The 25931-nt window shown below is 27.7% G+C and carries 20 protein-coding genes, 1 pseudogene and 1 CRISPR repeat array; of the genes and pseudogenes, 11 read left to right on the top strand and 10 right to left on the bottom strand.

Going from position 1 to position 25931, the window contains the following annotated elements:
- Window positions 1-83 precede the first annotated feature (83 nt).
- From AB8B22_RS05950 to AB8B22_RS05920, 7 genes and pseudogenes are all read left to right on the top strand, one after another.
- A complete protein-coding gene (locus AB8B22_RS05950; RefSeq protein ID WP_094080575.1) occupies window positions 84-323 on the top strand; it encodes a thioredoxin family protein in 240 nt (79 codons plus the stop codon).
- Between the two features lie 11 nt (window positions 324-334).
- Complete coding sequence (gene nrdI, locus AB8B22_RS05945; RefSeq protein WP_369710433.1) at window positions 335-706, top strand: class Ib ribonucleoside-diphosphate reductase assembly flavoprotein NrdI; 372 nt, start codon at window positions 335-337, stop codon at window positions 704-706.
- Window positions 707-800: 94 nt separating this feature from the next.
- The gene (locus tag AB8B22_RS05940) at window positions 801-3905 is read left to right on the top strand and encodes a ribonucleotide reductase N-terminal alpha domain-containing protein (RefSeq protein ID WP_369710432.1); all 3105 of its coding nucleotides are present in this window, start codon (window positions 801-803) and stop codon (window positions 3903-3905) included.
- A pseudogene (locus AB8B22_RS05935) lies at window positions 3893-4578 on the top strand (hypothetical protein). The gene AB8B22_RS05940 and the pseudogene AB8B22_RS05935 overlap by 13 nt, the downstream one beginning before the upstream one ends.
- A 17-nt stretch (window positions 4579-4595) precedes the next feature.
- Window positions 4596-6035 carry a nucleotidyltransferase gene (locus AB8B22_RS05930; RefSeq protein WP_369710431.1) on the top strand — a complete coding sequence of 480 codons (1440 nt, stop codon included), beginning with the start codon at window positions 4596-4598 and terminating at the stop codon, window positions 6033-6035.
- A gap of 78 nt (window positions 6036-6113) precedes the next feature.
- Window positions 6114-7121: a class 1b ribonucleoside-diphosphate reductase subunit beta gene (gene nrdF / locus AB8B22_RS05925; protein WP_369710430.1), complete on the top strand. Its 1008-nt coding sequence runs from the start codon at window positions 6114-6116 to the stop codon at window positions 7119-7121.
- Between the two features lie 123 nt (window positions 7122-7244).
- Window positions 7245-7730, top strand: a complete 486-nt coding sequence (locus AB8B22_RS05920; protein ID WP_369710429.1) for a hypothetical protein — start codon at window positions 7245-7247, stop codon at window positions 7728-7730.
- A gap of 219 nt (window positions 7731-7949) precedes the next feature.
- Here AB8B22_RS05920 and ligA read toward each other — a convergent pair whose 3' ends face one another.
- Window positions 7950-9968, bottom strand: coding sequence for an NAD-dependent DNA ligase LigA (gene ligA, locus AB8B22_RS05915; protein ID WP_369710428.1), 2019 nt, complete (start codon window positions 9966-9968; stop codon window positions 7950-7952).
- Between the two features lie 378 nt (window positions 9969-10346).
- A CRISPR array of direct repeats spans window positions 10347-10833; the repeat unit is 37 nt; unit sequence GTTGAAGTAGTGTATCCATTAAAACAAGGATTGAAAC.
- 143 nt (window positions 10834-10976) lie between these two features.
- Here ligA and AB8B22_RS05910 point away from each other — a divergent pair.
- From AB8B22_RS05910 to metH, 3 genes are all read left to right on the top strand, one after another.
- Window positions 10977-11573, top strand: coding sequence for a chromate transporter (locus AB8B22_RS05910; protein ID WP_369710427.1), 597 nt, complete (start codon window positions 10977-10979; stop codon window positions 11571-11573).
- Window positions 11570-12145: a chromate transporter gene (locus AB8B22_RS05905; protein ID WP_369710426.1), complete on the top strand. Its 576-nt coding sequence runs from the start codon at window positions 11570-11572 to the stop codon at window positions 12143-12145. The genes AB8B22_RS05910 and AB8B22_RS05905 overlap by 4 nt, the downstream gene beginning before the upstream one ends.
- A 61-nt stretch (window positions 12146-12206) precedes the next feature.
- The gene (metH, locus tag AB8B22_RS05900; protein ID WP_369710425.1) at window positions 12207-15716 is read left to right on the top strand and encodes a methionine synthase; all 3510 of its coding nucleotides are present in this window, start codon (window positions 12207-12209) and stop codon (window positions 15714-15716) included.
- Between the two features lie 113 nt (window positions 15717-15829).
- On the opposite strand, the gene AB8B22_RS05895 is transcribed toward metH, so the two are convergent.
- From AB8B22_RS05895 to AB8B22_RS05870, 6 genes are all read right to left on the bottom strand, one after another.
- On the bottom strand, window positions 15830-16696 hold the full coding sequence (locus tag AB8B22_RS05895) for a hypothetical protein (RefSeq protein ID WP_369710424.1): 867 nt from the start codon (window positions 16694-16696) through the stop codon (window positions 15830-15832).
- Between the two features lie 17 nt (window positions 16697-16713).
- Complete coding sequence (locus AB8B22_RS05890; protein WP_369710423.1) at window positions 16714-17028, bottom strand: cupin domain-containing protein; 315 nt, start codon at window positions 17026-17028, stop codon at window positions 16714-16716.
- A 7-nt stretch (window positions 17029-17035) separates the two neighbouring features.
- Window positions 17036-17650, bottom strand: coding sequence for a DUF1003 domain-containing protein (locus AB8B22_RS05885; RefSeq protein ID WP_369710422.1), 615 nt, complete (start codon window positions 17648-17650; stop codon window positions 17036-17038).
- A gap of 260 nt (window positions 17651-17910) precedes the next feature.
- Window positions 17911-19296: a hypothetical protein gene (locus AB8B22_RS05880; protein ID WP_369710421.1), complete on the bottom strand. Its 1386-nt coding sequence runs from the start codon at window positions 19294-19296 to the stop codon at window positions 17911-17913.
- A 39-nt stretch (window positions 19297-19335) separates the two neighbouring features.
- Window positions 19336-20274 (bottom strand): hypothetical protein, encoded by a 939-nt coding sequence (locus tag AB8B22_RS05875; RefSeq protein WP_369710420.1) that lies wholly within the window; start codon window positions 20272-20274, stop codon window positions 19336-19338.
- A 76-nt stretch (window positions 20275-20350) separates the two neighbouring features.
- Window positions 20351-21763, bottom strand: coding sequence for a hypothetical protein (locus AB8B22_RS05870; protein WP_369710419.1), 1413 nt, complete (start codon window positions 21761-21763; stop codon window positions 20351-20353).
- 160 nt (window positions 21764-21923) lie between these two features.
- Here AB8B22_RS05870 and thrC point away from each other — a divergent pair, with 160 nt between their 5' ends.
- On the top strand, window positions 21924-23426 hold the full coding sequence (gene thrC / locus AB8B22_RS05865) for a threonine synthase (RefSeq protein WP_369710418.1): 1503 nt from the start codon (window positions 21924-21926) through the stop codon (window positions 23424-23426).
- A gap of 89 nt (window positions 23427-23515) precedes the next feature.
- Here the strand turns inward: thrC and recR are convergent, their stop codons facing one another.
- The 3 genes from recR to AB8B22_RS05850 form a co-directional block, all read right to left on the bottom strand.
- Window positions 23516-24103, bottom strand: a complete 588-nt coding sequence (gene recR, locus AB8B22_RS05860; protein WP_369710417.1) for a recombination mediator RecR — start codon at window positions 24101-24103, stop codon at window positions 23516-23518.
- 35 nt (window positions 24104-24138) lie between these two features.
- A complete protein-coding gene (locus AB8B22_RS05855; RefSeq protein WP_369710416.1) occupies window positions 24139-24729 on the bottom strand; it encodes an IMPACT family protein in 591 nt (196 codons plus the stop codon).
- A 64-nt stretch (window positions 24730-24793) separates the two neighbouring features.
- The gene (locus AB8B22_RS05850; RefSeq protein WP_369710415.1) at window positions 24794-25828 is read right to left on the bottom strand and encodes a hypothetical protein; all 1035 of its coding nucleotides are present in this window, start codon (window positions 25826-25828) and stop codon (window positions 24794-24796) included.
- Window positions 25829-25931 lie beyond the last annotated feature (103 nt).

Raw genomic sequence — 25931 nt, 5'->3', positions numbered from 1 at the left:
TTTTAAAAAGAAAACACAATATATTGTGTTTTTTAGTTTGAAATTAAATATTAAACTTAAAAATAAGAAAAGGAGAATGAAATATGAAAAAAATAATTAAATTTGAAAAAAATGACTGCAATCCATGTGCGATGGTGTCGAAGTTTTTAGATAAAAAAGGTGTAAAATATGAAAGAATAAATGCTTTTGACAATCCAGAAATGGCTATGAAGTTTAGGGTGAGAACAGTTCCAACTGTGATTTTGATGGAAAATGACGCTGAAGTAAAAAGAGTTATGGGATTCAAAATGGAAGAATTAAACGAAATGGCTTCGGAATTGTAGAGGAGAATCTTATGGTTATATATTATGACTCAAAAACTGGAAATGTTCAAAGATTTATGGAAAAAATAAAAGGCGAAAGACCAAACTGGGAAATTATTAAAATTAGTTCTGATTTGGAAGTCAAAAAAGATGGGCATTTTGTTACATTTACGACAAAAATAGGTGAAGTTCCAGAAACTACAGCTAGATTTTTGGAAAAGAACAGTAAATGTATAAAGTCGATAAGCTCCAGTGGAAATATGAACTGGGGAGTGTATTTTGCTGTTGCAGCAGATAAAATAAAAGAAAAATATAATATCCCAGTTTGTATGAAATTTGAATTATCTGGAACAAACAGAGAAGTTAAACATTTTATTGATTATGTTGAAAAAAATAATAAATAAAAAAACTTTACTTTAAAATTTAAAAGTTTTTCTGGGAAAGATTTACAAAGTTATAAATTTTACAAAATAAAAAAGAAAGCGAGAAAAATAAATAATGGTAGATAACAGAGCAAAAAAATGGATTTATCTAAATAATGAAATAATGATTAAAAAAGGGGAAGATTTTCAGCTGGAAAAAGACAAAGAAGCGGTTTATTCATATTTTGTGGATTATGTCAACAAAAATACAGTTTTTTTTCATAATTTGGAAGAAAAAATGAGATATTTAATAAAAAACGATTATTATATTGATTTTTACAAAATGTACTCGCATGATGAAATTAAGGAAGTCTTTAAACTGGTCTATGACAAAAAATTTAGATTTGCATCATTTATGAGCGCTTCAAAATTTTATCAAAGCTATGCGTTAAAAGATGACACGGAACAAAAATTTTTAGAGAGATATGAAGACAGAATTGCAATCGTTTCGCTATTCTTAGCACAAGGAGATGTGGAAAAAGCAAAAGAATATGCACTTATGTTAATAAATCAGGAATATCAGCCAGCAACGCCGACATTTTTAAACTCTGGGAAAAAAAGAGCTGGAGAACTTGTTTCTTGCTTTTTAGATGAAATGGGAGATAATTTGAGCGGAATTGGATACGTTTTTGACTCTTCAATGAAACTTTCTTCACTTGGAGGAGGAGTTTCAATTAACTTGTCGAAAATAAGAGCAAGAGGAGAAGCGATAAAAGGTGTGGAAGGAAGAGCTTCTGGAGTTTTGCCGATTATGAAGATTTTAGAGGATATTTTTTCTTATGCAAATCAATTGGGACAAAGAGCAGGAGCAGGAGCTGTTTATTTAAATGTTTTCCATTCGGATATAAATGAATTTTTGGACTGTAAAAAGATAAATGTCGATGAAAAAGTGAGAATAAAATCACTTTCAACAGGAGTAATAATTCCAGATAAATTTTTAGAACTTGCTAAAGAAGGTGAAGTTTGCTACACATTTAATCCGCATACAGTATTTTTGGAATATGGAAAATATTTAGATGAGATGGATATGAACGAAATGTATGAAAAATTAATCGATAATCCAAATGTCAAAAAGAAAAAAGTCGATGCAAGAGAAATTTTAGTAAAAATTTCACAATCTCAAAAAGAGAGTGGTTATCCGTATATTTTTTTTAAAGATAACGCAAATAAGGAACATGCTTTGAAAGAGATTGGATCAGTTAAATTCTCAAATTTGTGTGTTGCTCCGTATACAAAAATTTTAACAAAAGAATACGGTTATACAGAAATTGGACAGCATGAAAATGAAAAAGTTCATGTTTGGAATGGAGAAGAATGGAGTAAAACTACAGTTATTAAAACAGGAACTGACCAAAAGTTATTAAAAGTTAGTACAGATAATTTTCAAACTGTAGATGTAACACCGTATCACAAATTTTATATCAAAGATGAAAATGAAAAAGTTGTTGAAAAAAGAGCACATGAACTTAAAGTTGGAGATAGACTTATAAAATTTGATTTGCCAAAGTATGAAAATGAAAATCGTGAAATACTTGAAAATGCTTATGCAAATGGATTTTATTCAGGTGATGGTTGTGAATATGATGTGAAAGATAGAAAAAATCTTACAAATAAAATGATTTATTTGTATGGAGAAAAAAAAGAACTTTTAGATAAATTTGATAATTTAGAATACAGTAAATCAGAAAATGAAGATAGAATAATTTTGAATTATTGTAAGGGACTGAAAGATAAATTTTTTGTACCTTTTAACTATGAAATTTCAAGTATTGTTAAATGGTTAAGCGGATTGGCAGATGCAGATGGCACTGTTTCAAAAAATAATGGAAATAATTCATTACAAATAGCTTCAACAAATTTGGAATTCCTTTCTAATATTAGATTATTGCTTCAAGAAATTGGTGTTTATTCAAAAATAAACAAAATGCGAGATGCTGAAATTAGAGAACTGCCATTAAATAATGGAACTGGAGAATATGGGAAATTTGAATGTAAGCCATTATACAGATTGCTTATAACGCATAAAAACTTACAAAAACTTGTGGAGTTAGGATTTGAAACATTTAGATTGAAATTTGATTTGGAACATACTCCAAATAGAGATGCTTGTGCTTTTGAAAAAATAACTGCTGTAGAAGAAATTGATGGAGTTTACGATACATATTGCTTTACTGAAGAAAAAAGACATATGGGAATGTTCAACGGAATGCTTTTAGGGAACTGTACTGAAATAATGCAATTATCAGAAGTTTCAGATATTAATGCTTATTATGAAGAAGATACGATAAGAAGAGGAATATCATGTAACTTAGGTTCGTTAAATATTGCAACTGTAATGGAAAATAAGAGAATAAAAGAAGCTACAAAAGCTGCAATTGATTCACTTACAATGGTTTCAGATTTAACAAACATTGATGTTGTTCCAACAATAAAAAAAGCAAATGAGGAATTACATTCTGTAGGACTTGGAGCAATGAATTTACACGGATTTTTAGCTAAAAACTTTATTATGTATGAAAGCAAAGAAGCACTTGATTTCTGTAATGTATTCTTTATGATGGTTAATTTTTATTCATTGGAAAGATCAATGGAAATCGCAAAAGAAAGAGGAGAAACATTCAAAGATTTTGAAAAATCTGAATATGCCAACGGAAATTACTTCAATAAATATGTAACAAAAGAATACATACCTCAAACAGAAAAAGTAAAATCACTATTTGAAGGAATCTACATCCCAACAAAAGGAGACTGGGCAAACCTAAAAGAGCAAGTAATGAAACACGGAATCTACAATGCCTACAGAATGGCAATAGCTCCAAACCAATCAACATCATACATTATGAACTCAACAGCCTCAGTAATGCCAGTAGTTGACACAATCGAAGTAAGAGAATACGGAGACAGTACAACTTTCTACCCAATGCCGTACCTGACAAACGACAACTACTTCTTCTATAAGTCAGCATACGATATGGATCAAAAAAATATCTTGAAACTAATTTCTGTAATCCAAAGACACGTAGATCAAGGAATCTCGACTATTTTGTATACAAAGAGTACGGACAGCACAAGAGATTTGGCTAGACTTTATATTTATGCACATAGGCTGGGGTTGAAGTCGCTTTATTATACTCGGACTAGGAAGGCAACTATTGAGGAGTGTATTTCATGTTCAGTTTAGGAAAAGTAATAAATATAATATATAGTATTATGGATTTTTCGAAAAAAATAGAAAAAATATTGGATAAAATGAAAGAGATCTTATTTAAAAATGAAGAGATTAGAGTTTCAGCAGCCTATTTATTTAGAATAAAAATAGAAAATAAATATTTATTGGTAAAAGGAAATAAAATTTCTCAATATCAACCAATAGGTGGAGTTTACAAATATAAAAATAGTTTTAAATCAAAAATGAATGAATGGGAAGCAAGAGAAGAGGAAACAGAAAATTTTTATGAAAAAAATGATATTAGGATAATAATAAAACGAAAATATATTTCTGAGTTTAAAAAATGGTTTAATAGTAAAAAAATAGAGAATGTGATTATAAAAGAGAATTTGAAGAAGAAATTATAAAGAAAGATATTTTACCTGAAAATGTTAAAATTAATTTTGATTTTATAAGAACTATAGATTTGGGAATAAAGTATTCAAAACATTTTGAAAGAAAGGAATTAAAAATATTTGATATTATTCAAATAGAATTAGATAAAGAATCAGAAAATAAAATATTAGAGTATTTAAAAAGATCTGATTATTTATGTTTAGCTAAAGGAAATGAAATAAAAAAAGAGACTTTTGACTTATTAAATAAAACTGAAAAAATAAGCGAACACTCAAAATATATTTTATAACAAAACTAGGGAGAATAATGGAGTATTCAAAAAAAATAATTAAAATTTTGGAAGAGATAGAAGTTTCTGAAAGTAATTACGAAAAAGCGGAAAATAGATATAAAAATATTTCAGAATATATTTGTAATTCGGAATTAAAAAAATTTAATCCAGATATATTTATTCAAGGGTCAATTAAGTTAGGAACAGCTATAAAACCGATAACAGAAGAAGGAAGTTATGACATTGATATTGTTTGTTGTTTTGAAAAACTTTCTAAAAATGAAATAACACAAAGAGATTTAAAAAATCAACTTGGTAAAGAAATAATAAATTATTCTAAAAAAAATAATATGAAGAATAAACCTAAAAATGGAAAGCGTTGCTGGACAATGAATTATATTGATAAAGATAATTTTCATATTGATATTATGCCATGTATTCCTAATAATCAAAATAGTAATAATATCGTTGCTTTAACAGATAAAAGAAATAAAGAATATAATATAATTACCAACAACTGGGAAATAAGTGTTCCTAGAGATTATTACAATTGGTTTATTAAAATTTCTGAAAATGAAAAATATAAAAAAGCATTTGCTGAAAACGTAAAATTAAACATAGAAGAAATTCCAGATTATAAAATAAAAACACCGTTACAGCAAATTATTCAAATTTTAAAAAGACATGCAGAAATAGAATTTAGTAATAACATGGAGTATAAGCCTTCATCAATAATTATAACGACTTTAGTAGCTAAAACTTATGATAATTTAATTAAAGAAAAAAAAATTAGGAATTTTGATGAATTATTGATAGAAATTGTAAAAAAATTGAAATATCATATAAATAAAAATGAAAATGGCAATCCCTGTATTTTAAATCCTGTAAATGAAAAAGAAAATTTATCATTGAAATGGGAAGATGATGTTAAATATTTTAATGAATTTAATAGATGGATAGAAAAAATAAACAAAGATTTTTATTTACAAGAAAATGTATTAATGGGAGTAGGAGAAAGTTTAAAAATTGAAAAAAGTATTTACGATAATGAAAAATTAGTAAAAGAAATAAGTCATCATAAAAAACCTGAATGGAAAATGGTTAATGAAAAAGAAATAAAAATTATTGTAAAATATGAGATAAGAGGATTTAGAGAAAGAAAAATAGAAAGTAATACGCCGATAAATAAAAATGCTAGATTAAAATTTGAGATTAATTTAAATAATACAGAAAAATATGAAATATATTGGCAAGTAACGAATACAGGTAATGAAGCTCAAGAAGCAAATTGTTTAAGAGGAGATTTTTATAACTCTCATATTGAAAAAGGCAAAAAAATTAGAAGGGAAAAAACAGCCTATATAGGTAAACATTATGTAGAGGCTTATTTAGTAAAAAACGGAATATGCTATGGAAAAAGTGAACCTTTTGTAGTAAATATTGTTCAAGAATTAAAAAATCCATTAACTATGTAATTTAAGATAAAAAATGAGTGATTTGAACTTGGATTAATAAATAAAAAAATAAAGTTTTTTAGAAGGGAAAATGAAAAAATGAAGAAAAAAATATACAAAGCAGTAAACTGGAATACCCCAGAAAATGATTATGTAGAAACTTTCTGGGAACAAAATATTAGACAATTTTGGATTGATACGGAATATATTCCGTCAAGGGATATTGACAGCTGGAATGCGCTTAAGCCTGAAATGAAACTGGCTTATTTACATGCGCTTGGAGGACTTACAATGCTTGATACATTGCAAAGTCATACAGGAATGCCTAAAATTATTGATCATATTGATTCACTGCAAAATCGGTCAGTGCTTTCTTATATGTGCATGATGGAGTCGATTCACGCAAAATCTTATTCGACAATATTTACAACAGTGGCCTCAACTCGTGAAATAAATGAAACATTTAACTGGGTTCAAGAAAATCCGCATTTGCAGTATAAAGCCAATAAGATTGACAATTATTATCAAAAGATGAACAATCCAGAAGCTTCAAGAAGAGATATTGCGATGTCTTTGGCAGCTTCAGTTTATTTGGAAACTTATTTGTTTTACAGCGGATTCTTTTTGCCGCTTTGGTTAGCTGGACAGGGAGAAATGGTGGCAAGTTGTGATATAATTAAGAAAATTATTGCGGACGAGTCAATTCACGGAGTATTTGTTGGACTGCTTTTCCAAGAATTATATAATTCATTTGATGAAGAAACTAAAAAGGGAATGAGAGATGAATTAAAGACATTGCTTTATGACTTGTATGAAAATGAATGCAGATATACCGACGAAGTATACGGAGATATTGGACTTACAGGCGATGTTAAAGAATATATTAGATATAATGCCAACAAAGCGCTTATGAATTTGGGATTTGAAGAAGAGTTTGAAGTAAAAAATGTTAATCCAATTGTGTTAAATGGACTTAATGTGGAAACTACTCAACATGACTTTTTCTCTAAAAAATCTACAAATTATGAAAAAGCGTTGGAAGTTGTGCATTTGCATGACGATGACTTTGGATTTGATGATGATGACGATGATGATTTTGATATATAGTTCTAAAAATTTTTAAAAATAAAAAAACATTAAAATTATTGTTTAAAAATTTTTAATTTTTTGAGTTATGTGGTATAATAGTACTGAAAATTAAAAATAATTTGAGTTTAGGAGTGGCTAAGTATGAAAAAAATTAGAAAAATTGGGATTATGTTTTTAGTTTTGGCAATTTCTATAAGTGTGATAGCTTGTGGAAATCAAAATAAAAGTAAAAAAGTAAATGATTTTTCTTCTAAAACAGAGAAAGAAAGTGAAGAAAAATTGAAAGCTTCTTATGGTGATGGAGAAAATCGTGATTTTACAACTGATGGAAAACTTCACGAAGATAAATTTCTTAATAAAAAATTTGGATATACTGATACTTCTGATGAATTTGAAATAAAAAAAGATGCAAAAGGATATTATGTCATAAGTTACTATTATGATGAAGATAATGAAGCTGCTCAAGCAGAAAAGGAAGTAAGAAGATTAAAAGTTTATAAAAATTTTGCGCTTGTAAAAGAAGATGGCGATAACAGTATGGTCTATGCTTATGACACAAAATTAAAAAAACTTGTATTTTTAAATTCAAATGGTAAAATCTTTTTGGAAGCAACTGAAATGGAATAAAAAAACAATTTTAGAATAAAAAAGTGAGAGTATTCAGAGTTTTTTATGTAAATTTGTATAAAAAATTGTCAAGTATAGCGATTTTTTAATAAAAAGATAGCAAGAAGTCTCCAACTTCTATAAGTGGGAGTAGTTCACAATATTTGCATATAAAAAATTTTTATACACTAAAATTTGAGATAAAAATTAGGGAGAATATATTTTTCTCCCTTTTTTATATTATAAAAATTCTTTTTCAAATTCATCTTCGCTTAGTACTCTAATTCCTAAATTTTGAGCTTTTTCTAACTTACTTCCAGCTTTTTTTCCAGCAATTAAAAAATCCAAATTTTTTGAAACGGCAGATAAATAATTTCCACCTTTTTCTAAAATTATATCTTTTATTTCATTTCGTTTGTATTTTTGCAATTTTCCAGTTGCAAGGAAATTTTTTCCTTTTATAGGATTATCTCTAACTTCTTTTAGTTCGTCCTCTTCAAATTTAAATTTTAAGCCAATCTCTTTAAGTTCTGTAATAATTTTCCAGTTATTTTCGTTATTTAAAAAAGTGTTTACGGCAATTGCAGCTTTTTCTCCAATTCCTTTTACTTCCAAAAGTTCTTCAACTGACTTTTCTTTTAAAACATCAATATCTTTAAAAGTTTTACTCAAAAGGTTGGCGTTAAATTTCCCAACAAATGGGATTCCAAGAGCATACAGAACTTTGGAAAAGTCTTGATTTTTACTTTCGTTTATGCTGTTTAACAAATTTTCAACGCTTTTTTTTCCCATCTTTTCCAAATTTTCTAATTCATTGCGATAATTTTCCAAAAAATAAATATCAACTACAGTTTTAATTTTTTCAAGTTCAATAAATTTTTCCACAATTTTTTCTCCCAGACCTGAAATGTTCATGGCATCCCTTGACACAAAATAGGAAATTTCTCTTTTAATTTTTTCAGGACAGTGTGGATTTAAGCATTTTAGTGCAACAAGGCCCTCTTCTTTTACAAGTTTTGTACCACAAGCAGGACAGTTTTCAGGTTCTTTTATTTCTTTTTCAGTCCCTTTTCTGTCATCAAATACGACGTTTACGACTTGCGGTATAATTTCTGCCGCTTTTTCGACAATCACATTGTCCCCAATTTTTATATCTTTTCTACGAATTTCATCAAAGTTATGAAGACTAGCTCTTTTTACGACCGACCCTGATAAATTCACAGCTTCCAGTTCTGCAACAGGTGTCACAACTCCCGTTCTTCCCACTTGAAAAGTCACATCCAAAAGTCTTGTTTTAACTTGTTCAGCAGGAAATTTATAAGCGATTGCCCATCGTGGACTTTTTGTCGTGTAGCCCAAAGTTTCATAAAATGAGAAATCATTTATTTTTATGACAAGTCCATCGGTTTCATAATCCAATTTTTCTCTTTTTGTTCGCCATTTTTCAATAGATTTTTCAAGAATTTTAAAGTCGGAATATTTCTCAAAGACTTTAGTTGTCTTAAATCCCAGCTTTTCAATAAATTTAATACTTTCCAAATGTGTTTTAATTCCATAATTTTCCGCATTGACCAAATAATAGAGATAGCAGTCAAGTCCTCTTTTTGAAACAATTGTGGAATCCAGCTGTCTAATTGTTCCTGAAGCTGCATTTCTTGGATTTGCAAAAACTTCTTCCCCATTTTCTTCCCGCTCTTCGTTTATTTTATTAAAATTTTGAATCGGCAAAATAATTTCCCCACGAACTTCCAGCGAAATCGGCTCTTTCAGTTTCTTCGGAATAGATTCAATTTCCATAATATTTTCCGTTACATCTTCTCCGATTTTTCCGTCGCCACGAGTGACTGCTCTAGCTAAGTTCCCATTTTCATAAATAAGGCTGATACTAAGTCCGTCCAATTTCAGTTCCAGAATATATTCAATTTTTTCAGAAAAATTAATTATTTTTTTCACTCTTTTGTCAAAATCTTCGATTTCAGCGATGTTATAAGTATTTGATAAACTTAGCATAGGAACTTTATGTTCAACTTTAGAAAATTTATTACTCGCAGTCCCTCCAATTTTTTCAGTCGGAGAATCATCAATTTCTAAAAGAGCGGGATATTCTTTTTCCATCTCTTTTAACTTTCGCAAGAGTCCGTCATATTCCATATCTGAAATAATTGGATTATCTTCGTTGTAATAAAAATTATTATATTTTTCAATTTTGTTTTTCAAATTTGTATAATTTTTTAATATTTCATTATCAAGTGAGTTCATTTTTTCTTTTTCCTTTTCTTTTTTAATTTTTTTTATTTTTAAATTTAGTATATCATTTTTTGAGAAAATTATAAATAAAAATTTTTAAAGAGAGAAATAGAAAATGAAGTTTTTTATTTATTGCAAAAAAAATTTAAAAAAATTTTGAAAAAACAAAAAAATATGGTAAAATAAGTTCGTAGGAAAAGTTCCTACCACTCCAAGAATTAAAAAATAAGGAGAAAAATCAACTCAAAGTCAGTAAATATAAGGTTTAGGAGTTACGGAAAATGAAAAAAAACATCAAAAAATGACAAAATTTAAGCAAAAAAATGTGATTTTAATGTCTGAAAAAATCTCTGTAATACTGATAAATAAAGGATTTTATTGAAAATACGGGTTGAAGTAGTGTATCCATTAAAACAAGGATTGAAACTCTATGACGGGAGTTGCTGCAACAAAAAGTAATGCAGTGTTGAAGTAGTGTATCCATTAAAACAAGGATTGAAACCCATAAATGAAGATCCTTCTACGTCATAGAACACGTTGAAGTAGTGTATCCATTAAAACAAGGATTGAAACTAAATCTTCCTTCGATAAATTTATCTAACGCTGTAGGTTGAAGTAGTGTATCCATTAAAACAAGGATTGAAACATCGTAAACCCCAGTATCTTTATGGTGTTGTTTTAACTGGTTGAAGTAGTGTATCCATTAAAACAAGGATTGAAACTTTAGAAGATTCTTCAGATTCGTACGAAATGAAAGTAGGTTGAAGTAGTGTATCCATTAAAACAAGGATTGAAAAAACAATAATGCAATATTATCTTTCAGAATTATTCTATACTTCTGTTGAAGTAGTGTATCCATTAAAACAAGGTTTAAAATTATCATTCGAATATTTTTATTAAATTAAAGAAAGTGTAAGAGCTTTCTTTTTTTAATTAATGATAAAATAAAAATATATTGATTTTTAAAATTATATTTTGTATAATAAAATATATGCTTATAAGCAAAGAAAGGAAATTAAAATGGGAACATTATTTAAATTATTTTTTTCATTTGCAAAAATGGGACTTTTCACATTTGGTGGCGGATATGCTATGCTTCCAATGATAAAGTCGGAAATTGTTGAAAAAAATAAATGGGCTACAGAAGACGAAATTATGGATTATTATGCGATAGGACAAGTGACTCCGGGAGTTATTGCGGTAAATACGGCAACATTTGTTGGACATAAAGTGAAAGGTCTTATCGGATCTATATTTGCAACGATGGGAATGATTGTCCCTCCTATTATAGTTATAACTTTGATTGCTTTATTTTTGAAAAACTTTTCTCACCTTATGGTCATAAAATACGCTTTTAACGGAATCCGTGCATGTGTCTGCGTACAAGTTTTTCAAGCTATATTTATGATGGCAAAAAAATCACTTCCTGACTTTATCTGTATTGTGATATTTATTCTTGTAATTGTATTTTCAGTTACAAATATATTAGATCCGACTTTGCTTGTGGTTTTAGCTGGTGTGACAGGGATTATTATTAAAAATTTCACAAGAAAAAAAGATGGTAAAAAAAGTGACGAAGCTAGTCAGAAAATAGGAAATGGAGGCGGAGAAAAATGAATGAAATAATGAAATTATTGCATTTATCAATTGAATTTGGAAAAGTTGGACTTTTTTCAGTTGGTGGAGGACTTGCCACTTTGCCGTTTCTTTATCATATGGGACAGAGAACACATTGGTTTACCGCTAATGATGTGTCGGATATGATAGCGATTTCTCAGTCAACACCTGGACCTATGGGAATTAATATGGCAACTTCAGTTGGATTTACAATAGCAGGGCTATGGGGAGCAGTGGTTGCACCAGTTTCACTTACAGTTCCATCAATAATAATTATTATTATGATTTCCCACGCATTAAGAAAATTTCAGGATTCAGTTTTAGTGCAGGATATTTTTTATGGATTAAGACCAGCTTCAATTGGACTTATTGTTACAGCGGGAATTAGTGTAGCAAAAGGGTCTTTACTTGATATAGAAAAATATCATTTGTCAAAAAATATTGTCAATTTATTTGATTACAAATCCATTATTTTGGCAATAATTATTGCAATACTTACAAAGTTTAAGTTTAATCCGATACTTTTAATTGTATTATCGGCAATTGCAGGAATAATTTTCAAATTTCAATAAAATAAATAAAAAGAATAAATTAAATTTAAAAATTAATAAAATAAATAAAAGGAGTGATTTAATGGCAACATCACAATATAAAAATTCATATGATTTTTTACAAAATGATTTAAAAAATAGAATTTTACTGCTAGATGGAGCTATGGGGACAATGATTCAAAAGCAGAATTTGACTGCGGATGATTTTGGCGGTGAAAAATATGAAGGGTGTAACGACTATCTTGTGTTGACAAAACCTGAAATTATTAAAAATATTCATAAAGAATATTTGAAATCTGGAAGTGACATCATTGAAACAAATAGTTTTGGAGCTTTGGACATTGTTCTAAAAGATTATGATTTGGAAGACAGAGCTTTTGAAATGAGTAAAAGAGCGGCGGAGCTTGTAAATGAAGCAATTTTAGAGTACAGAAGTGAAAATCCTGATGATACTAGGCATCTTTATGTTGCAGGAGCTTTAGGACCATCTAATAAGTCAATTAGTGTTACTGGAGGAGTTACTTTTGATGAACTTGTCCATACATATTATACAGCTGTTTCAGGGCTTTTAGCTGGTGGAGTGGATTTAATCCTGTTTGAGACAATTCAAGATACGAGAAACTTAAAAGCTGCATATTTAGGGCTTAAAAAGGCTATGGAAGAAAATTATACCGTGCCGCTTATGTTGTCATTTACGATTGAAAGCACAGGAACGACACTTGCCGGGCAAACTGCAGATGCCTTTTATTACGCTGTAAATCATATGCATCCATTTTCTGTCGGATTAAACTGTGCAACTGGACCTGAATTTATGACTCAGTTTTTAAAGACATTAAATGATATTTCAAATACTTATATTTCTGTTTATCCAAACGCAGGGCTTCCAAATGAAGATGGAGAATATGAAGAAACTCCAGTAACTTTGGCAAATAAATTAGAACCTTTTTTCAAAAATAAATATTTGAATATCGTAGGTGGCTGTTGTGGAACTACGCCAGATTATATTAAAGAGATTAAAGAGAAAACTGTGAACTATGAACCTAGAAATATTGATAAAGATAAAAATTTTAATAATTTATCTGGTCTAATTTCACTTGAAACTCCTAAAGATAGACCAATTTATGTGGGAGAGCGAACAAATGTAATTGGTTCAAGAATATTTAAAAATCTTATTGCACAGGAAAAATTTGATGAAGCGACTGAAGTTGCAAGGCTTCAAATTAAAGGCGATGCCGATGTAATTGATGTCTGTCTTGCAAATCCAGATAGAGATGAAGTTTCCGATATGAAAGCATTTTTGGAAAAGGTTTCAAAATTTGCAAAAGTGCCGATAATGATTGATTCGACTGATATAAATGTTGTTGAAAAAGGGCTGACTTATCTTCAGGGAAAAGGGATTATTAATTCGATAAACTTGGAAGATGGGGAAGAAAAATTTAAGAAAATGGCTGAGGTTATTAAAGAATTTGGGGCTGCGGTTGTTGTGGGACTTATTGATGAAGAAGGAATGGCTGTTTCGCTTGAGAAGAAAATTAAAGTGGCAAGACGAAGTTATGAGCTGCTTACGAAAAAATATGGAATTGATGAAAGAGATATAATTTTTGATACGCTTGTTTTCCCGGTTGCGACAGGAGACCAGAAATATATTGGTTCTGCAAGTGCGACAATTGAAGCTATTCGAGAAATAAAAAAAGAAATGCCTAATGTTAAAACAATTTTGGGAGTGAGTAACATTTCGTTTGGATTGCCGATTGCGGGAAGAGAAGTGCTAAATACTTATTATATGAATAAAGCCTATGAAGCTGGGCTTAATTTTGCGATTGTAAATACTGAAAAAATTATTCCGATGGATGAAATTTCAGATGAAGAAAAAGAGATGTCAGAAAATATTTTGTTTCATACAGATGATGAAAATGTTTCAAAATTTGCAAATTTCTATAGAGATAAAAAAGCGACTAAGAAAAAAGTTGATGTAAGTAACTTGACGGCGGAAGAAAAAGTTGCAAATTTGGTTGTTGAAGGAAGTAAAAAGGATTTGACTATTTTATTAGATGAACTTTTGAAAAAATATACTCCAATTGAAATAATAAATGGGCCTTTGATGACTGGAATGGACGAAGTTGGAAGACTTTTTAACAAAAATGACTTAATTGTTGCGGAAGTTTTGCAAAGTGCGGAAGTCATGAAAGCGAGTGTCGCACATTTAGAGCAGTTTATGGAAAAAGACGAGTCTTCTGTGAAAGGTAAAATAATTATGGCAACTGTAAAGGGTGATGTGCACGACATCGGGAAAAATTTGGTTGGAATAATTATTGGAAACAATGGCTACGAAGTAATTGATTTGGGAATTAATACTCCTGCGGAAAAAATTCGAGATGCTGTAGTAAAAGAAAAAGCTGATTTTTTAGGACTTTCGGGACTTCTGGTGAAATCTGCAGCTGAAATGGTGAATACTGTTGCTGTTTTGAGAGAAGCGGGAATTTCTATACCGATTTTCGTTGGAGGAGCTGCTCTTACAGAAAAATTTACAGTTAATAAAATTGAACCAGCTTACGAAAATAATATTGTAATTTATTCAAAAGATGCGATGACAGCACTTTCTGATTTAAATAAAATGATTGACGAAAAGAAATTTGAAGAATTTAGGGAATATTTGCAAAAACGAAGAGATTTACTTTTAATAAAAGATGAAAAAGAACTGCAAAAATTAAAAGCAAAACAGACAGTTAGCGATATTAAAGATAAAGACGGAACTTTTGACTATTCTAAAATTGAAATTCCAAAATATAATTTTGAGAAAATTTATAAGCCTGAAACTTTGAACAAGCAAATTATTACAAATATAAAGGCAAAAGATGTATTTCCGTTTATCAATTTACAAATGCTTATTGGAAAACATTTGGGTCTTAAATGGATTGTTGGAAAAATGCTTGAAAAACAAGATCCTCGTACAGTAAAAATGTATAATGAAATTAAAGAGATTATTGAACACGGCGATGAATATTTTGATATAACTGCAATTTACAAATATTTTCCTGTGCGGCGAAAATATGGTAAAGAAAAAAACGAATTTTCGTTGGAAATTTTATCCGATGATTTGAGTAAAGTTATCGAAACATTTAATTTTCCAAGACAGAAATACGGTCAATATTTGTCATTAAACGATTATGTAAATCCTGATGGAATAGATTATGTAGGATTTTTTGTTGCAACAGCTGGAGAGAAGTCAAGAATTGTGTCTAACGAATTAAAAGCAAAAGGTGAGTTTTATAAAGGACATTTGGTAAATTCGATAGGACTGGAACTTGCGGAAGCTACTTCTGAGTATATTCACCAAATTATGAGAAAAGATGTGGGAATTATTGATAAAGAATTGCAAACAGAAGATATATTAAAAGCAAATTATCAAGGTAACCGTTATTCATTTGGATATCCAGCGTGTCCAGATTTAAGCGACCAGAAAAAATTGTTTAAATTGTTAAAACCTGAAATTTATGGAATAAAACTTACTGATGAATTTATGATGTATCCTGAAGCATCTGTAAGTGCTATCGTATTTTCACAGCCATTTTGCAAATATTTTAATATGTAAAATTTTATTTAGTTATATTTTATTTATTGAAAATATTTTAAGAATAAAAAATAAAATAAGGAAACTTAATTTATATTTTTAAGTTTCCCTATTTTTTAATAAATATATTTTAATTAATTACCATTTATATTTTTCTTAATGTTATCCCATAGCTCTTCGCCTTTTTTCATCACTTCCTGTCCAATTTGGCTAGATTGAACATCTTTTATTCCTTTCTCAATACTTTTTAGCATTTCTAATGCTTTTTCAACTGTCACTTGTTTTGAAGAATATAACTCTTTTCCTTGTTCTAACAATTTTGGACATTCTTTGTCAAAACTTGCATCGCCTGTTTGAACACATTGAGCGTTTTTAAACATTTCATTGGATTTTTTTACATTTTTAAGAGCTTTTTCTCCATTTTTTATACCTTCTTCAGCTTCTTTATTCTGAACATTTCGAGTAAAGGCGCTAAGTAAATCCTTTGTATTTCTTTCACTTTCTTCAAACATTTTGTTTATTCTATTTTGTTCTCTTCTTACATTATTTTGTATAGCTGCATCATTTTCATTTTCAGATGAACTATTTAAATTCTTGTTAGTTGCAGGGATATTTTGAGAGTCAGAAGAATTAGTGTTATTATGACTTTGTACAGTTTCTCCATTTGGTCCAGTTGAAACTTCAGGCATCGAACTTGTTGGCTGCAGTTGAGTCTGAGCTGTGCTGTCAGATCCCATGCCATTATTTTGAGTAAGTGAATAGATATTGTAAACCCCGCTTATTACAAAAACTACAAAAGAAAAATAAAACAAATAGCAAATAACTTTATCAGTCGAAGTCTTTTCATCTCTCAATTTCCCTTTTGCCTCATTCTTACCCATTCCATTTTCAACAAATTCCTTTAATTTTTTATTGTCTTCCACAGTTTTTTTTATGTATGGAATCCCTGCCAAAATTGCTACAACTAGCGAAAATATAAGTAACATTATCATCATTACCATAAAAAATCATCTCCCTTTTAATTATAAAAAATACAAATCCACACACAATGCGGATTTTTACTTGTATAACTCACTTTATGTTTTTTATTTTTTTTTATCAAAAGCGTATCACCACTCGATAATTTTACAATTTCAGAATTTTCAAAATAAGTTATTTCAGCATTTCCTTGCACCAAAATTACAAATTCATTCTTATCACAACTTTGCCAGTCGGTAGTTTGACCTTCTGAAATAATTCTTTCGATTTTTATATTTTTATTTTTTTCCAAAATTGTTATAATTTCTTCATCATTTTCAAAATTTTCAAATTTTTTCAAATCAAAAATGTTCATATTCACCTCAACTATCGTGTTCCTTTTCAGTTTCTGTAATATCTATAAATTTAAATGTCCTTTCTTTTTTATTGTTTTTCCCTTTTTTATTTTCCAATTGTGCCACTCTTTGTGCCATTTCATTTTGTTTTTTTATTAACTCGTCCAACTTGTAGTGCAAATCTTCAATTACAATCTCATTTTTTAAATTCACTTTATAATCATTCAAAGACTTTTTCTCATCAAGTTTCTTTGATTTGTTTTGATTAATTATAATAAGTGAACAAAATAAAAGCATAACAAAAGACAAAATTGCATTTAAAATTACAAAAGAATAAGAGTCAAACTGTTTATTAAATATAAATATTAAATTTATAAAAAGCCAGATTGCCACAACTGCGATAACTAAGTTGATAAATTTTTTGCTTCCAATAAATCTTGAAATTTTATTTGAAATTTTTACTTTTTCATCTTTTTCTTCTTTTATAACTTTAGAAACTTTTTGCTCTAACAGCATATGTATTATTTCTTCTCTTTTTAAGTCATCATCTACACTTTTAAGCATCTGTTTTAAAGAAATTCCTTTATTTTCAATGCTTTTTGATTTTGTTTTGACCGTTTTCAATTTTTTACTCCTTTTCATAATTTTTTGTCCTTCTCCCGTTTATTATGATAACATTTTAATAAAAAAAATACAAGCATTATACCAAAATACATTTAAATTTTTTTACTATGAATTCACTAAAAGCTCTTTTAGTAAAGTATAAATTTTAAGTATACTATTAATATTTTTTTATTAATTCAAAGAGCAAGATATGTTATTTTCAAGTGCACCATCTATTTTTATATATTTTAATTTCCCATTTTTGTCAGATCTTTTCAATTCGCTATTTTTATATATAATTATAATTTTTCCAACTCCTTAACTATATCTTCAAGATCTTTAAAAAAAGATGCACTATCATAAACTTTTCTTCTCATTTCACTTTCTCCCCAAAGTTTTTCAATTTTATCTTTGCCAGAATACTCAGACGGAACATTTCCTAAATACTGTAACGAGTTTATTTCGTGTTGTTTATATGCATTACCTGAATATTTTTTTTTCACATATCCAGAAAGTTCTATTTCATAACTGAAATCTAGTTTTTCAACTGATTTAGTTTTACTTTCCTGAAATATAAATTCTTTTTTTACCGTTTGTCCATCGCTATTTTTAACATCTTTTACTTGAGATAAATTTTTTATTTGGCTAGGATACGTAGAAACTTGATAATTGTCTGTTACTTTACAGTTTATTTGAACTTCAGCCTCACTTGAATATTTTGTATAAACTCCAACTTTGGATAAATGACCATTTATATATGCAGGAACATGGCTATTATCACAACCAGAAATGTTATATTTTACGTAGGCTTTTTTAGAATACTCTGCAATTTTCTCTTTTGAATCTTTAAAATTAGGGATAATTTCTTGTGCCTTTTTTAATTTTTCTATTGATTCTCTGTATCCATGTTTACTTACAGCACCAGAAGTTCGTATAGCACTTTGGTAAAGCTTGTCTGCTTCTTGATAATCAGCTTTTTTTTTGAGTTCTCTAATTTTTATATACATATTTTTATAATTTCTCTGATATTGTCCATAAGTTTTTTGTGCTGCTTCGTTTAATTTTTGTGCTTCACGGTATTCTTCAGCTTTTTCTTTTATATTGGCATATTCTATGAGTTTATCAGCTTCAGCTTGGGACATTTTTCTTGATATTGATTCATATTTTAAAATTTTATTTTCATCTATTTTTTTAATTTCACTTAATTCTTTAGTATAACCAATCATATTTCTGTAATATTCATCAAGTATTGAAATAATATCTCTAGAATATTTACCTTCCAATTCTCTTGTTTTTATACGTTCATCTATAATTTTATAAATTTCGCCTAAAAGTTCATCGTCATCATATTTTGACAAAAAATCAGTAAAATTTGAAGATTGAGAGTAAACATCAAATAATGCATAAATTTTATAAAGTCCTTCATAACCATCTTGTCTTTCTTTTAAATTACTGCTTCCAGTTTCTGTTTTATAATAATTTACAATATTAGAAAACTTTTCCATAATTTCATTTTTAATATCTGGTTTAATTTTTTCAACTTTGTTTGGATGTTTCTCAAAATAACTCAAAGTAAGATATATGCTTCTTATATACTCTTTATTATCATACGCCTCTTGTGCCTTTTTTAATTCACAAGATACAATGGTAAATAACAGCAATAAAATTAAAAATATTTTTTTCATAAGAACAGATCCTTTCAATTAAAATTTTTTATTTTTTTATTATTTTAACTCAGATACATCTATATACTTTCTAGAATCATCAAAAATATATTTCCTATTCCTTCTCCCACAGATTTTAAAAAATTCAATCTCACTATCATAGATATACTTTGAAGTAGATAAATTTTTAGAAAAATCCTTTTTAATTTGTTTTCTAATTTTTAGTTCTCCATTTTTTTTATAATATTCACAGCTCCATTTATCAGTTTCGATTTCTTTACAACTCATTATTTTCGCTCCATTAGAATTATATTCTTCATACAAATCTTTTATTTCCATATTTATCATATCGTTATTTTTAGCAATTCCAGTATATTTCAAATTTCCATTTGGATAATAAACTTTTTGTGTTTGATTTTCAAGAGTTCCATTTTCAAAAGTGTATTCCCTCTCAATTTTTCCGTTTTTTCCAAAGATTTTTATAGTCTTTGGCATTTGATAACTCTGTCCTTTTTTGTTAGTTTGTAAAACTTCCATTTCTGATAAAACTTTTTTGTTGCCATTATAGTAAATAAATTTTCCGTTTTCTTTTCCATTGGATTTATATTCTGTTGCTAAAATTCCATTGATATATTGATTTTCTGATTTTAAAAATCCATTTTCATAAATTTTTTGTGAAGCAGTTTTTTTATTTTTATCATATTTTTGAATAATTACTTGATTCTTTTTTTTGTCAATCTCCTTTGTCTCTTCAATATTTCCGTCCAGAAAATATTTGTAATAAGAAATGAGGTTTCCGTTTTCATAAAAATTTATATTTTTTATGTTATCTTTTATTTTTTGAACTGTAATTCCAGTAAATAATTTATTATTTTCTTTTTCATAAGCGAGATTATTATTTAGTACAATTTGTGTATCATAATCCAATATTTTTTCTGCTTCAATATTTTTTATTTTTGAAAAATTTTCCAATTTTGAAATATCTGAAATATTTTCCAAACTTTGAGATTTCGCTATAATTGGTAAAAAGCAAAATGTACTAACTAAAATTATTTTTTTTTTTTATTTTTCATAACTATAACCTATCCATCGCATCAATTATTTGATTTAATTCTCTTTCTAAATTAGATTTTTCTAAAATTTTATTTCTCATTTTGGTTTCACCTAAAGGTTTTTCTATTTTATCCTTATCTTTATATTCTTTTGGAATATCTCCTGTATATTGGAGTGAATGTACTTCATTTTTTTCTGAAAGATTATTTGAATATCTTTGTTTTACAAGACCTGATACTTCTATTTCATAGTTAAAACTTATTTTTTCGATTGCTAAACTTTTAATTTTTTGAAATATAAACTCTTTTTTAACCTTTTCACCAGCATTATTTACAATTTCCCTTATTTCTCTCAGATTCTCAATATTGCTAGGAAATGTAGAGATATTATAGTTATCAGTAACTCTGCAATTTATTTGAACTTCAGCAGAATTTGCAGAAGTTTTCTTACCAATGACATTTTCCAATTTTTTATCTAGATATTTTTCAACCCAGCTATTGCTGCACCCAAAAATATTATATTTTATATAAATTTTATCTTTATATTTTGAAATCAAACTTACAGAATCTTTATAATTTGGAATAAGTTCATTTGCTCTTTCTAAATCCCAAACTGCGTTTCTATAGTCATTTCTAGTTTTAGCATTTTTAAGGCTTGATAAAGCGATATTATATGCATTTTCTGCTGCTTGCAAATCAGCCTTTTCTTTTAATTCCTTTGTTTTAATTGAGACTTTTTTTGCATCTTGGCGAGTTATTACAAAAAGTTTATCAGCTTCTTCGTAAAATCTCTGTGCTTCTCTATAATTTTTTTTATTTTCACTTGCATTAGCAAATTCGATAAATTTATTAGCTTTATTTTTATTTATCTGCTTACTTATTTGTTCATATTTTAAAGCCATTTCATTGGATATTTTTGGATTTTTTTCCATAGAATCAATAAATTTTAAGATATCTTCATAGTAATTATTTATATCATTCGTCACATCTTTAAAATGGTCATAACCATAATATTCATAATTATAATTATTATTTTTTAATCTTTGCGTGATTATTTTTTCAATATTATTCAAAGATTCATCCAAAGGGTATTTTTGTTGAAAATCCGAAAAAGCTGAAGAGTTTTTATAAGTGTCAAATAATGCATAAATTTTAACTAATTCTTCATAACCTTTCTGTCTTTCGCTCAAATCACTGCTTCCTGTCATCTCTTTATAATGATTTGTAATATTCAAAAATTTCTCCATAATTTCATTTTTTATTTCAGGCTTAATTTTATTAATTTTTTTTGGATTTGTTTCAAAATAATTAAAAACTAATTCTATACTTTTTAAATATTCCTTTTTATTATAAGCTTCTCTGGCATCTTCTAATTCACATGACACAATCGTAAATAGCAGCAATAAAATTAAAAATACTTTTTTCAAACAAAACACATCCTTCCAATAAAATATTCTCTTTTTTACTTAAATTATACCATATTTTCGTTTATATAAAAGCTAAAATTTTATTTTTTTTGTCCCTCATCTTGCATATTATAAAAAATAATAGTATAATTATTTCATATAAAAAAATGAAAATGAAAAGAGGTATGTTATGAACTATAAAAGTACGAGAGAAATTAATCCAAGCAATGTGAAAAGTTCCACTTTTGCAGCACTTCATGGACTTTGTGAAGATGGAGGATTATATATTCCAGAAAAATTGCCAGATGTAAAATTGACTTATGATGAATTAAAAGACTTATCTTATCAAGAAATTTCAGAAAAAATTATAAAATTATTTTTTACAGAATTTTCAGACGAAGAAATAAAAACTGCTATAAATAATGCCTATAACAGCACAACTTTTAACGATAAAAATATCGTTCCAGTTCATAAATTAAATGACAAAGTGAGCTTTGGAGAATTATTTCACGGAAGAACATTGGCGTTTAAAGATTTAGCTTTATCACTTTTCCCATATTTACTTCTTTTAAATAAAGAAAAACAACAAGAAGACAAAAAAATCTTAATTTTAGCGGCAACTTCTGGAGATACTGGAAAAGCGGCACTTGAAGGATTTAAGGATGTTGATGGAATTAACATTGTCGTTTTTTATCCAAAAAATGGAGTTAGTCCAATGCAGGAAGAACAAATGAGAAAACAGCTTGGAAACAATGTGGAAATCGTTGCGATTAATGGAAATTTTGATGATGCACAAAGCGCTATAAAAGTAATTTTTTCAAGTGATGAATTTAAAAAATATGCAAATGAACACGATGTTATGTTTTCAAGTGCAAATTCAATTAACATCGGAAGATTATTCCCGCAAATTATATATTATGTGACAATTTATGTAAATTTGGTAAATGCTGGAACAATTAAAGCTGGGGAAGAATTTAATGTAGTGGTTCCAACTGGAAATTTTGGAAATATCTTAGCAGGATTTATCGCCAAAAAACTTGGAATACCAATCAAAAAATTTATTTCAGCTTCAAACAAAAACAAAGTTTTAGCTGACTTTTTCCAAACTGGAACATATAATAAAAACAGAGACTTTTATGCAACAAATTCACCATCAATGGACATTCTTCTTTCATCAAACTTTGAAAGGTATTTATATTATGCGTTAAATGAAGACAGCAAGAGAGTAAGCGAATTAATTAAAAACTTGCTTTCAGGCGGAGAATTGTCAGTAAGCGACAAAGAACTTAAAAATATTCAAAATGAATTTTACGGAGAATTTGCAAATGATGAAGAAACTGTAAGTGCAATTAAAAAAATTTATGAAAATTACCATTATTTAATGGATCCCCACACAGCCGTTGCCTATTCAGTTTACGAAAAACTGGATGAAAAACATTTGGACAAAGACATTCACACTGTAATAATGTCAACTGCTCATCCATTCAAGTTCCCAGCTCCAATTGCAAAAGCGTTGGGAATTGATGATACAAAAGAACCTTATGCAATTTTGGATGAAGTCTCAGAAATCACTGGAGTGAAATTTCCTGAAAAATTGACTGAAGTTAGAAATTCTGAAATTAGATTTTCAGATGTGATTGATAAGGCTGATATTCAGAAATTTGTGAAAAATTATATAAAAAATTTGAAATAATTAAATAAGTTTATTAAATAATTTGAAAATAAAAAACTGTATATGAATAATTAATAAATAAATTCAAATACAGTTTTTATTTTTTAATTTTATTCTATATCAATTCTGCCTTCCAGCGATTTTCCAAGCGTTAAAATATCGGTATATTCAATATTTCCGCCAATTGGGATTCCACTTGCAATTTTTGAGACTTTTATATTTTTTCCTTTTAAAATTTTAGTCAAATATAAATTTGTCGTTTCTCCCTCCAAATCTGGATTTAGAGCTAAGATAACTTCCTTGACAGAACCATCTAATCTATTAATTAAATTTTTTAAATTCAAATCTTCAGTAGTTATTCCATTTAGCGGGTCAATTTTTCCACCTAAAACATGGTAAAGTCCAAAATAAGTGTCCGATTTTTCAAAAGCAATCACATCTCTTACACCTTCCACGACACAGATAACATTTTTATCCCTTTTATCGTCTGAACAAATTTCACAGATGTCGTTTTCTGACAGATTTCCGCAAATTTTGCAGTGCTTAATTCCAAAATGTGAAGTTTTAATCGTATTTAGCATTTCATCAATTTCATTTTCGCTCTTTTCCAATATATCAAAAGCTATTCTTTGTGCACTCTTTCTTCCAATTCCAGGAAGTTTCGCAAAGACATCTATCAAATCATCTAATTTTTTCATTTTTTTTACTTTTCTCCTTAATTTTTATAATTTTTTTATAATTTTATTACTAGTATATTTTGAAAATTATTCAATTCATTTTCTATTTCAGAAGTTGATAATATTTTCATAGTAACTCTGTCGGAGTAGTTTTTTTCCAATATTTCAATTTTATATTCATCTTTTTTGCTGTTCAAAAAAAGTTCTATCTCTGAAGTATATTCATATTTATAGTCTATTATAAATGTTGATTTTTGTATATATTCCACAATTTCGGCTTCATTTACAGCAAGTTTAGCTGTTTTGGCATAATTTCTGATAAGTCCTCCAGCTCCCAATTTTATTCCGCCAAAATATCTCGTTGCGACAATTGCCACATTGTAGACATCTAAAATATTTAAAATTTCAGCCATAGGTTTTCCAGCAGTATTTGAAGGTTCTCCGTCGTCGTTGTATTTAAAATATTCCTTTCCATTTTCAATGACACGGTACAAAGGAACATTGTGAGTAGCGTTTGGATGCATTTTTTTAATTTTTTCTATGAAATTTTCACCTTCCAAAACTGTAGTAATAGGCTTAATATAACCAATAAATTTAGATTTTTTTTCTTCAAATTCGATTATAGTTTCTTTTTTTACTGTTTTCATTTTAATTCCTTTAACCAATTATTAATTAATTATTATAATTATTAATTTTTAAGATATTATTTATTTATTTGTTTGTTTTTGCTTCAGAATCTCTCAAAAGTTTTGCAACTTTTGTGTCTTTTAATTTTTGTCTATAAGTTTCATAAACTTTTTCATCTTTAATTGTTGCAGAAGCTAGATATAGCAGTGCATAAAGCGTCATTTCTTTATCTTTTGTAAATTCAAATTCTTTATCTTGCGCTTTATTAGAAACATTGTTTATATAGTAATCCAGCGCTTTTAAGATTCCATCATTTTCTGAAATTTTTTCAATGTTGTTAGTTTCCATAAGAAGTTCTAAATTTCTGTAAATATCGTCTGTCAAAGAAAATTTTTGTTTATTTTTTTCATCTGAAAAATATTTTAAAATTCTTCTAAATTTTTCCACATTTTTATCAGTTTCTTTTGAAGAATTTCTAATTATTTTATTGATTTCATCCAGACTTTCTTCAAAATTCATATTTTGATTGTCATTTTCATCGTCATCGTCAGCAATACCATTTATAATTTCGCCAGTATTTTCATCATAAAAAGACCCAAATGGCAAATCATCAGAGCTGTTTGATAACTTCTCATCTCTGTAATTTTCAATTCCAGAATAGATAAAGTCCAGTAAATCCATAACAGGAGTTCCATTGTAAATTTTCTTTAATTCATTTTTATATCTTTTTTCATCTTTCTCTTTATTAAATACGGTATACAAATTCACTTTATTAAGCAAATTATCAAATTTTTCGTTATATTTTTCCCCTTTTTCCAAGTATTCTTTTGCCTTGTTAAAGTCTTTTTTATCAGAAAATATGTACCCACTTGCAATTAAATCGCTAACATAAAAATTTTTATTATCTTGTGTGTAAAGATTTTGCAATTTTTCCATTTTATCATCAAAATCTTCAGAAAAATCATCTTTTATTTCATAATCTAACTCGATAGTTTTATCAATTATTGTTTTATTAACTCCAATTTTAGAAAGTTTATCTTTAATATTTTCAGCTCTTGTATAAGCCAAAGCGTTTAAACTAATTATAAAAAATATTAAAAGTAAAAAATTTTTTTTCATTTTCCCTCCATCTAATTAATTAATTAATTAAAGTTATTTAAACTCAAATTTATTTATTAATATTATTTTTTAATTATCTCATAAATAAATAAAATTTATTTTG

Origin of the sequence: Leptotrichia rugosa (genome assembly GCF_041200005.1) — a bacterium.
Lineage (GTDB): Bacteria > Fusobacteriota > Fusobacteriia > Fusobacteriales > Leptotrichiaceae > Leptotrichia > Leptotrichia rugosa.
The sequence above is the reverse complement of the archived record's forward strand: the minus strand, read 5'-3'. Positions and strand labels throughout refer to the sequence as shown.

Coding starts and splice junctions, on each gene's coding strand:
- AB8B22_RS05855 (WP_369710416.1), bottom strand. CDS start 24,729: ATGAAAACAGTAAAAAAAGAAACTATAATCGAATTTGAAGAAAAAAAA.
- metH (WP_369710425.1), top strand. CDS start 12,207: ATGGCAACATCACAATATAAAAATTCATATGATTTTTTACAAAATGAT.
- AB8B22_RS05880 (WP_369710421.1), bottom strand. CDS start 19,296: ATGAAAAAAATATTTTTAATTTTATTGCTGTTATTTACCATTGTATCT.
- AB8B22_RS05905 (WP_369710426.1), top strand. CDS start 11,570: ATGAATGAAATAATGAAATTATTGCATTTATCAATTGAATTTGGAAAA.
- nrdI (WP_369710433.1), top strand. CDS start 335: ATGGTTATATATTATGACTCAAAAACTGGAAATGTTCAAAGATTTATG.
- AB8B22_RS05890 (WP_369710423.1), bottom strand. CDS start 17,028: ATGAACATTTTTGATTTGAAAAAATTTGAAAATTTTGAAAATGATGAA.
- AB8B22_RS05920 (WP_369710429.1), top strand. CDS start 7,245: ATGAAAAAAATTAGAAAAATTGGGATTATGTTTTTAGTTTTGGCAATT.
- AB8B22_RS05940 (WP_369710432.1), top strand. CDS start 801: ATGGTAGATAACAGAGCAAAAAAATGGATTTATCTAAATAATGAAATA.
- ligA (WP_369710428.1), bottom strand. CDS start 9,968: ATGAACTCACTTGATAATGAAATATTAAAAAATTATACAAATTTGAAA.
- AB8B22_RS05850 (WP_369710415.1), bottom strand. CDS start 25,828: ATGAAAAAAAATTTTTTACTTTTAATATTTTTTATAATTAGTTTAAAC.
- AB8B22_RS05910 (WP_369710427.1), top strand. CDS start 10,977: ATGGGAACATTATTTAAATTATTTTTTTCATTTGCAAAAATGGGACTT.
- AB8B22_RS05930 (WP_369710431.1), top strand. CDS start 4,596: ATGGAGTATTCAAAAAAAATAATTAAAATTTTGGAAGAGATAGAAGTT.
- nrdF (WP_369710430.1), top strand. CDS start 6,114: ATGAAGAAAAAAATATACAAAGCAGTAAACTGGAATACCCCAGAAAAT.
- AB8B22_RS05895 (WP_369710424.1), bottom strand. CDS start 16,696: ATGGTAATGATGATAATGTTACTTATATTTTCGCTAGTTGTAGCAATT.
- thrC (WP_369710418.1), top strand. CDS start 21,924: ATGAACTATAAAAGTACGAGAGAAATTAATCCAAGCAATGTGAAAAGT.
- AB8B22_RS05950 (WP_094080575.1), top strand. CDS start 84: ATGAAAAAAATAATTAAATTTGAAAAAAATGACTGCAATCCATGTGCG.
- recR (WP_369710417.1), bottom strand. CDS start 24,103: ATGAAAAAATTAGATGATTTGATAGATGTCTTTGCGAAACTTCCTGGA.
- AB8B22_RS05885 (WP_369710422.1), bottom strand. CDS start 17,650: ATGAAAAGGAGTAAAAAATTGAAAACGGTCAAAACAAAATCAAAAAGC.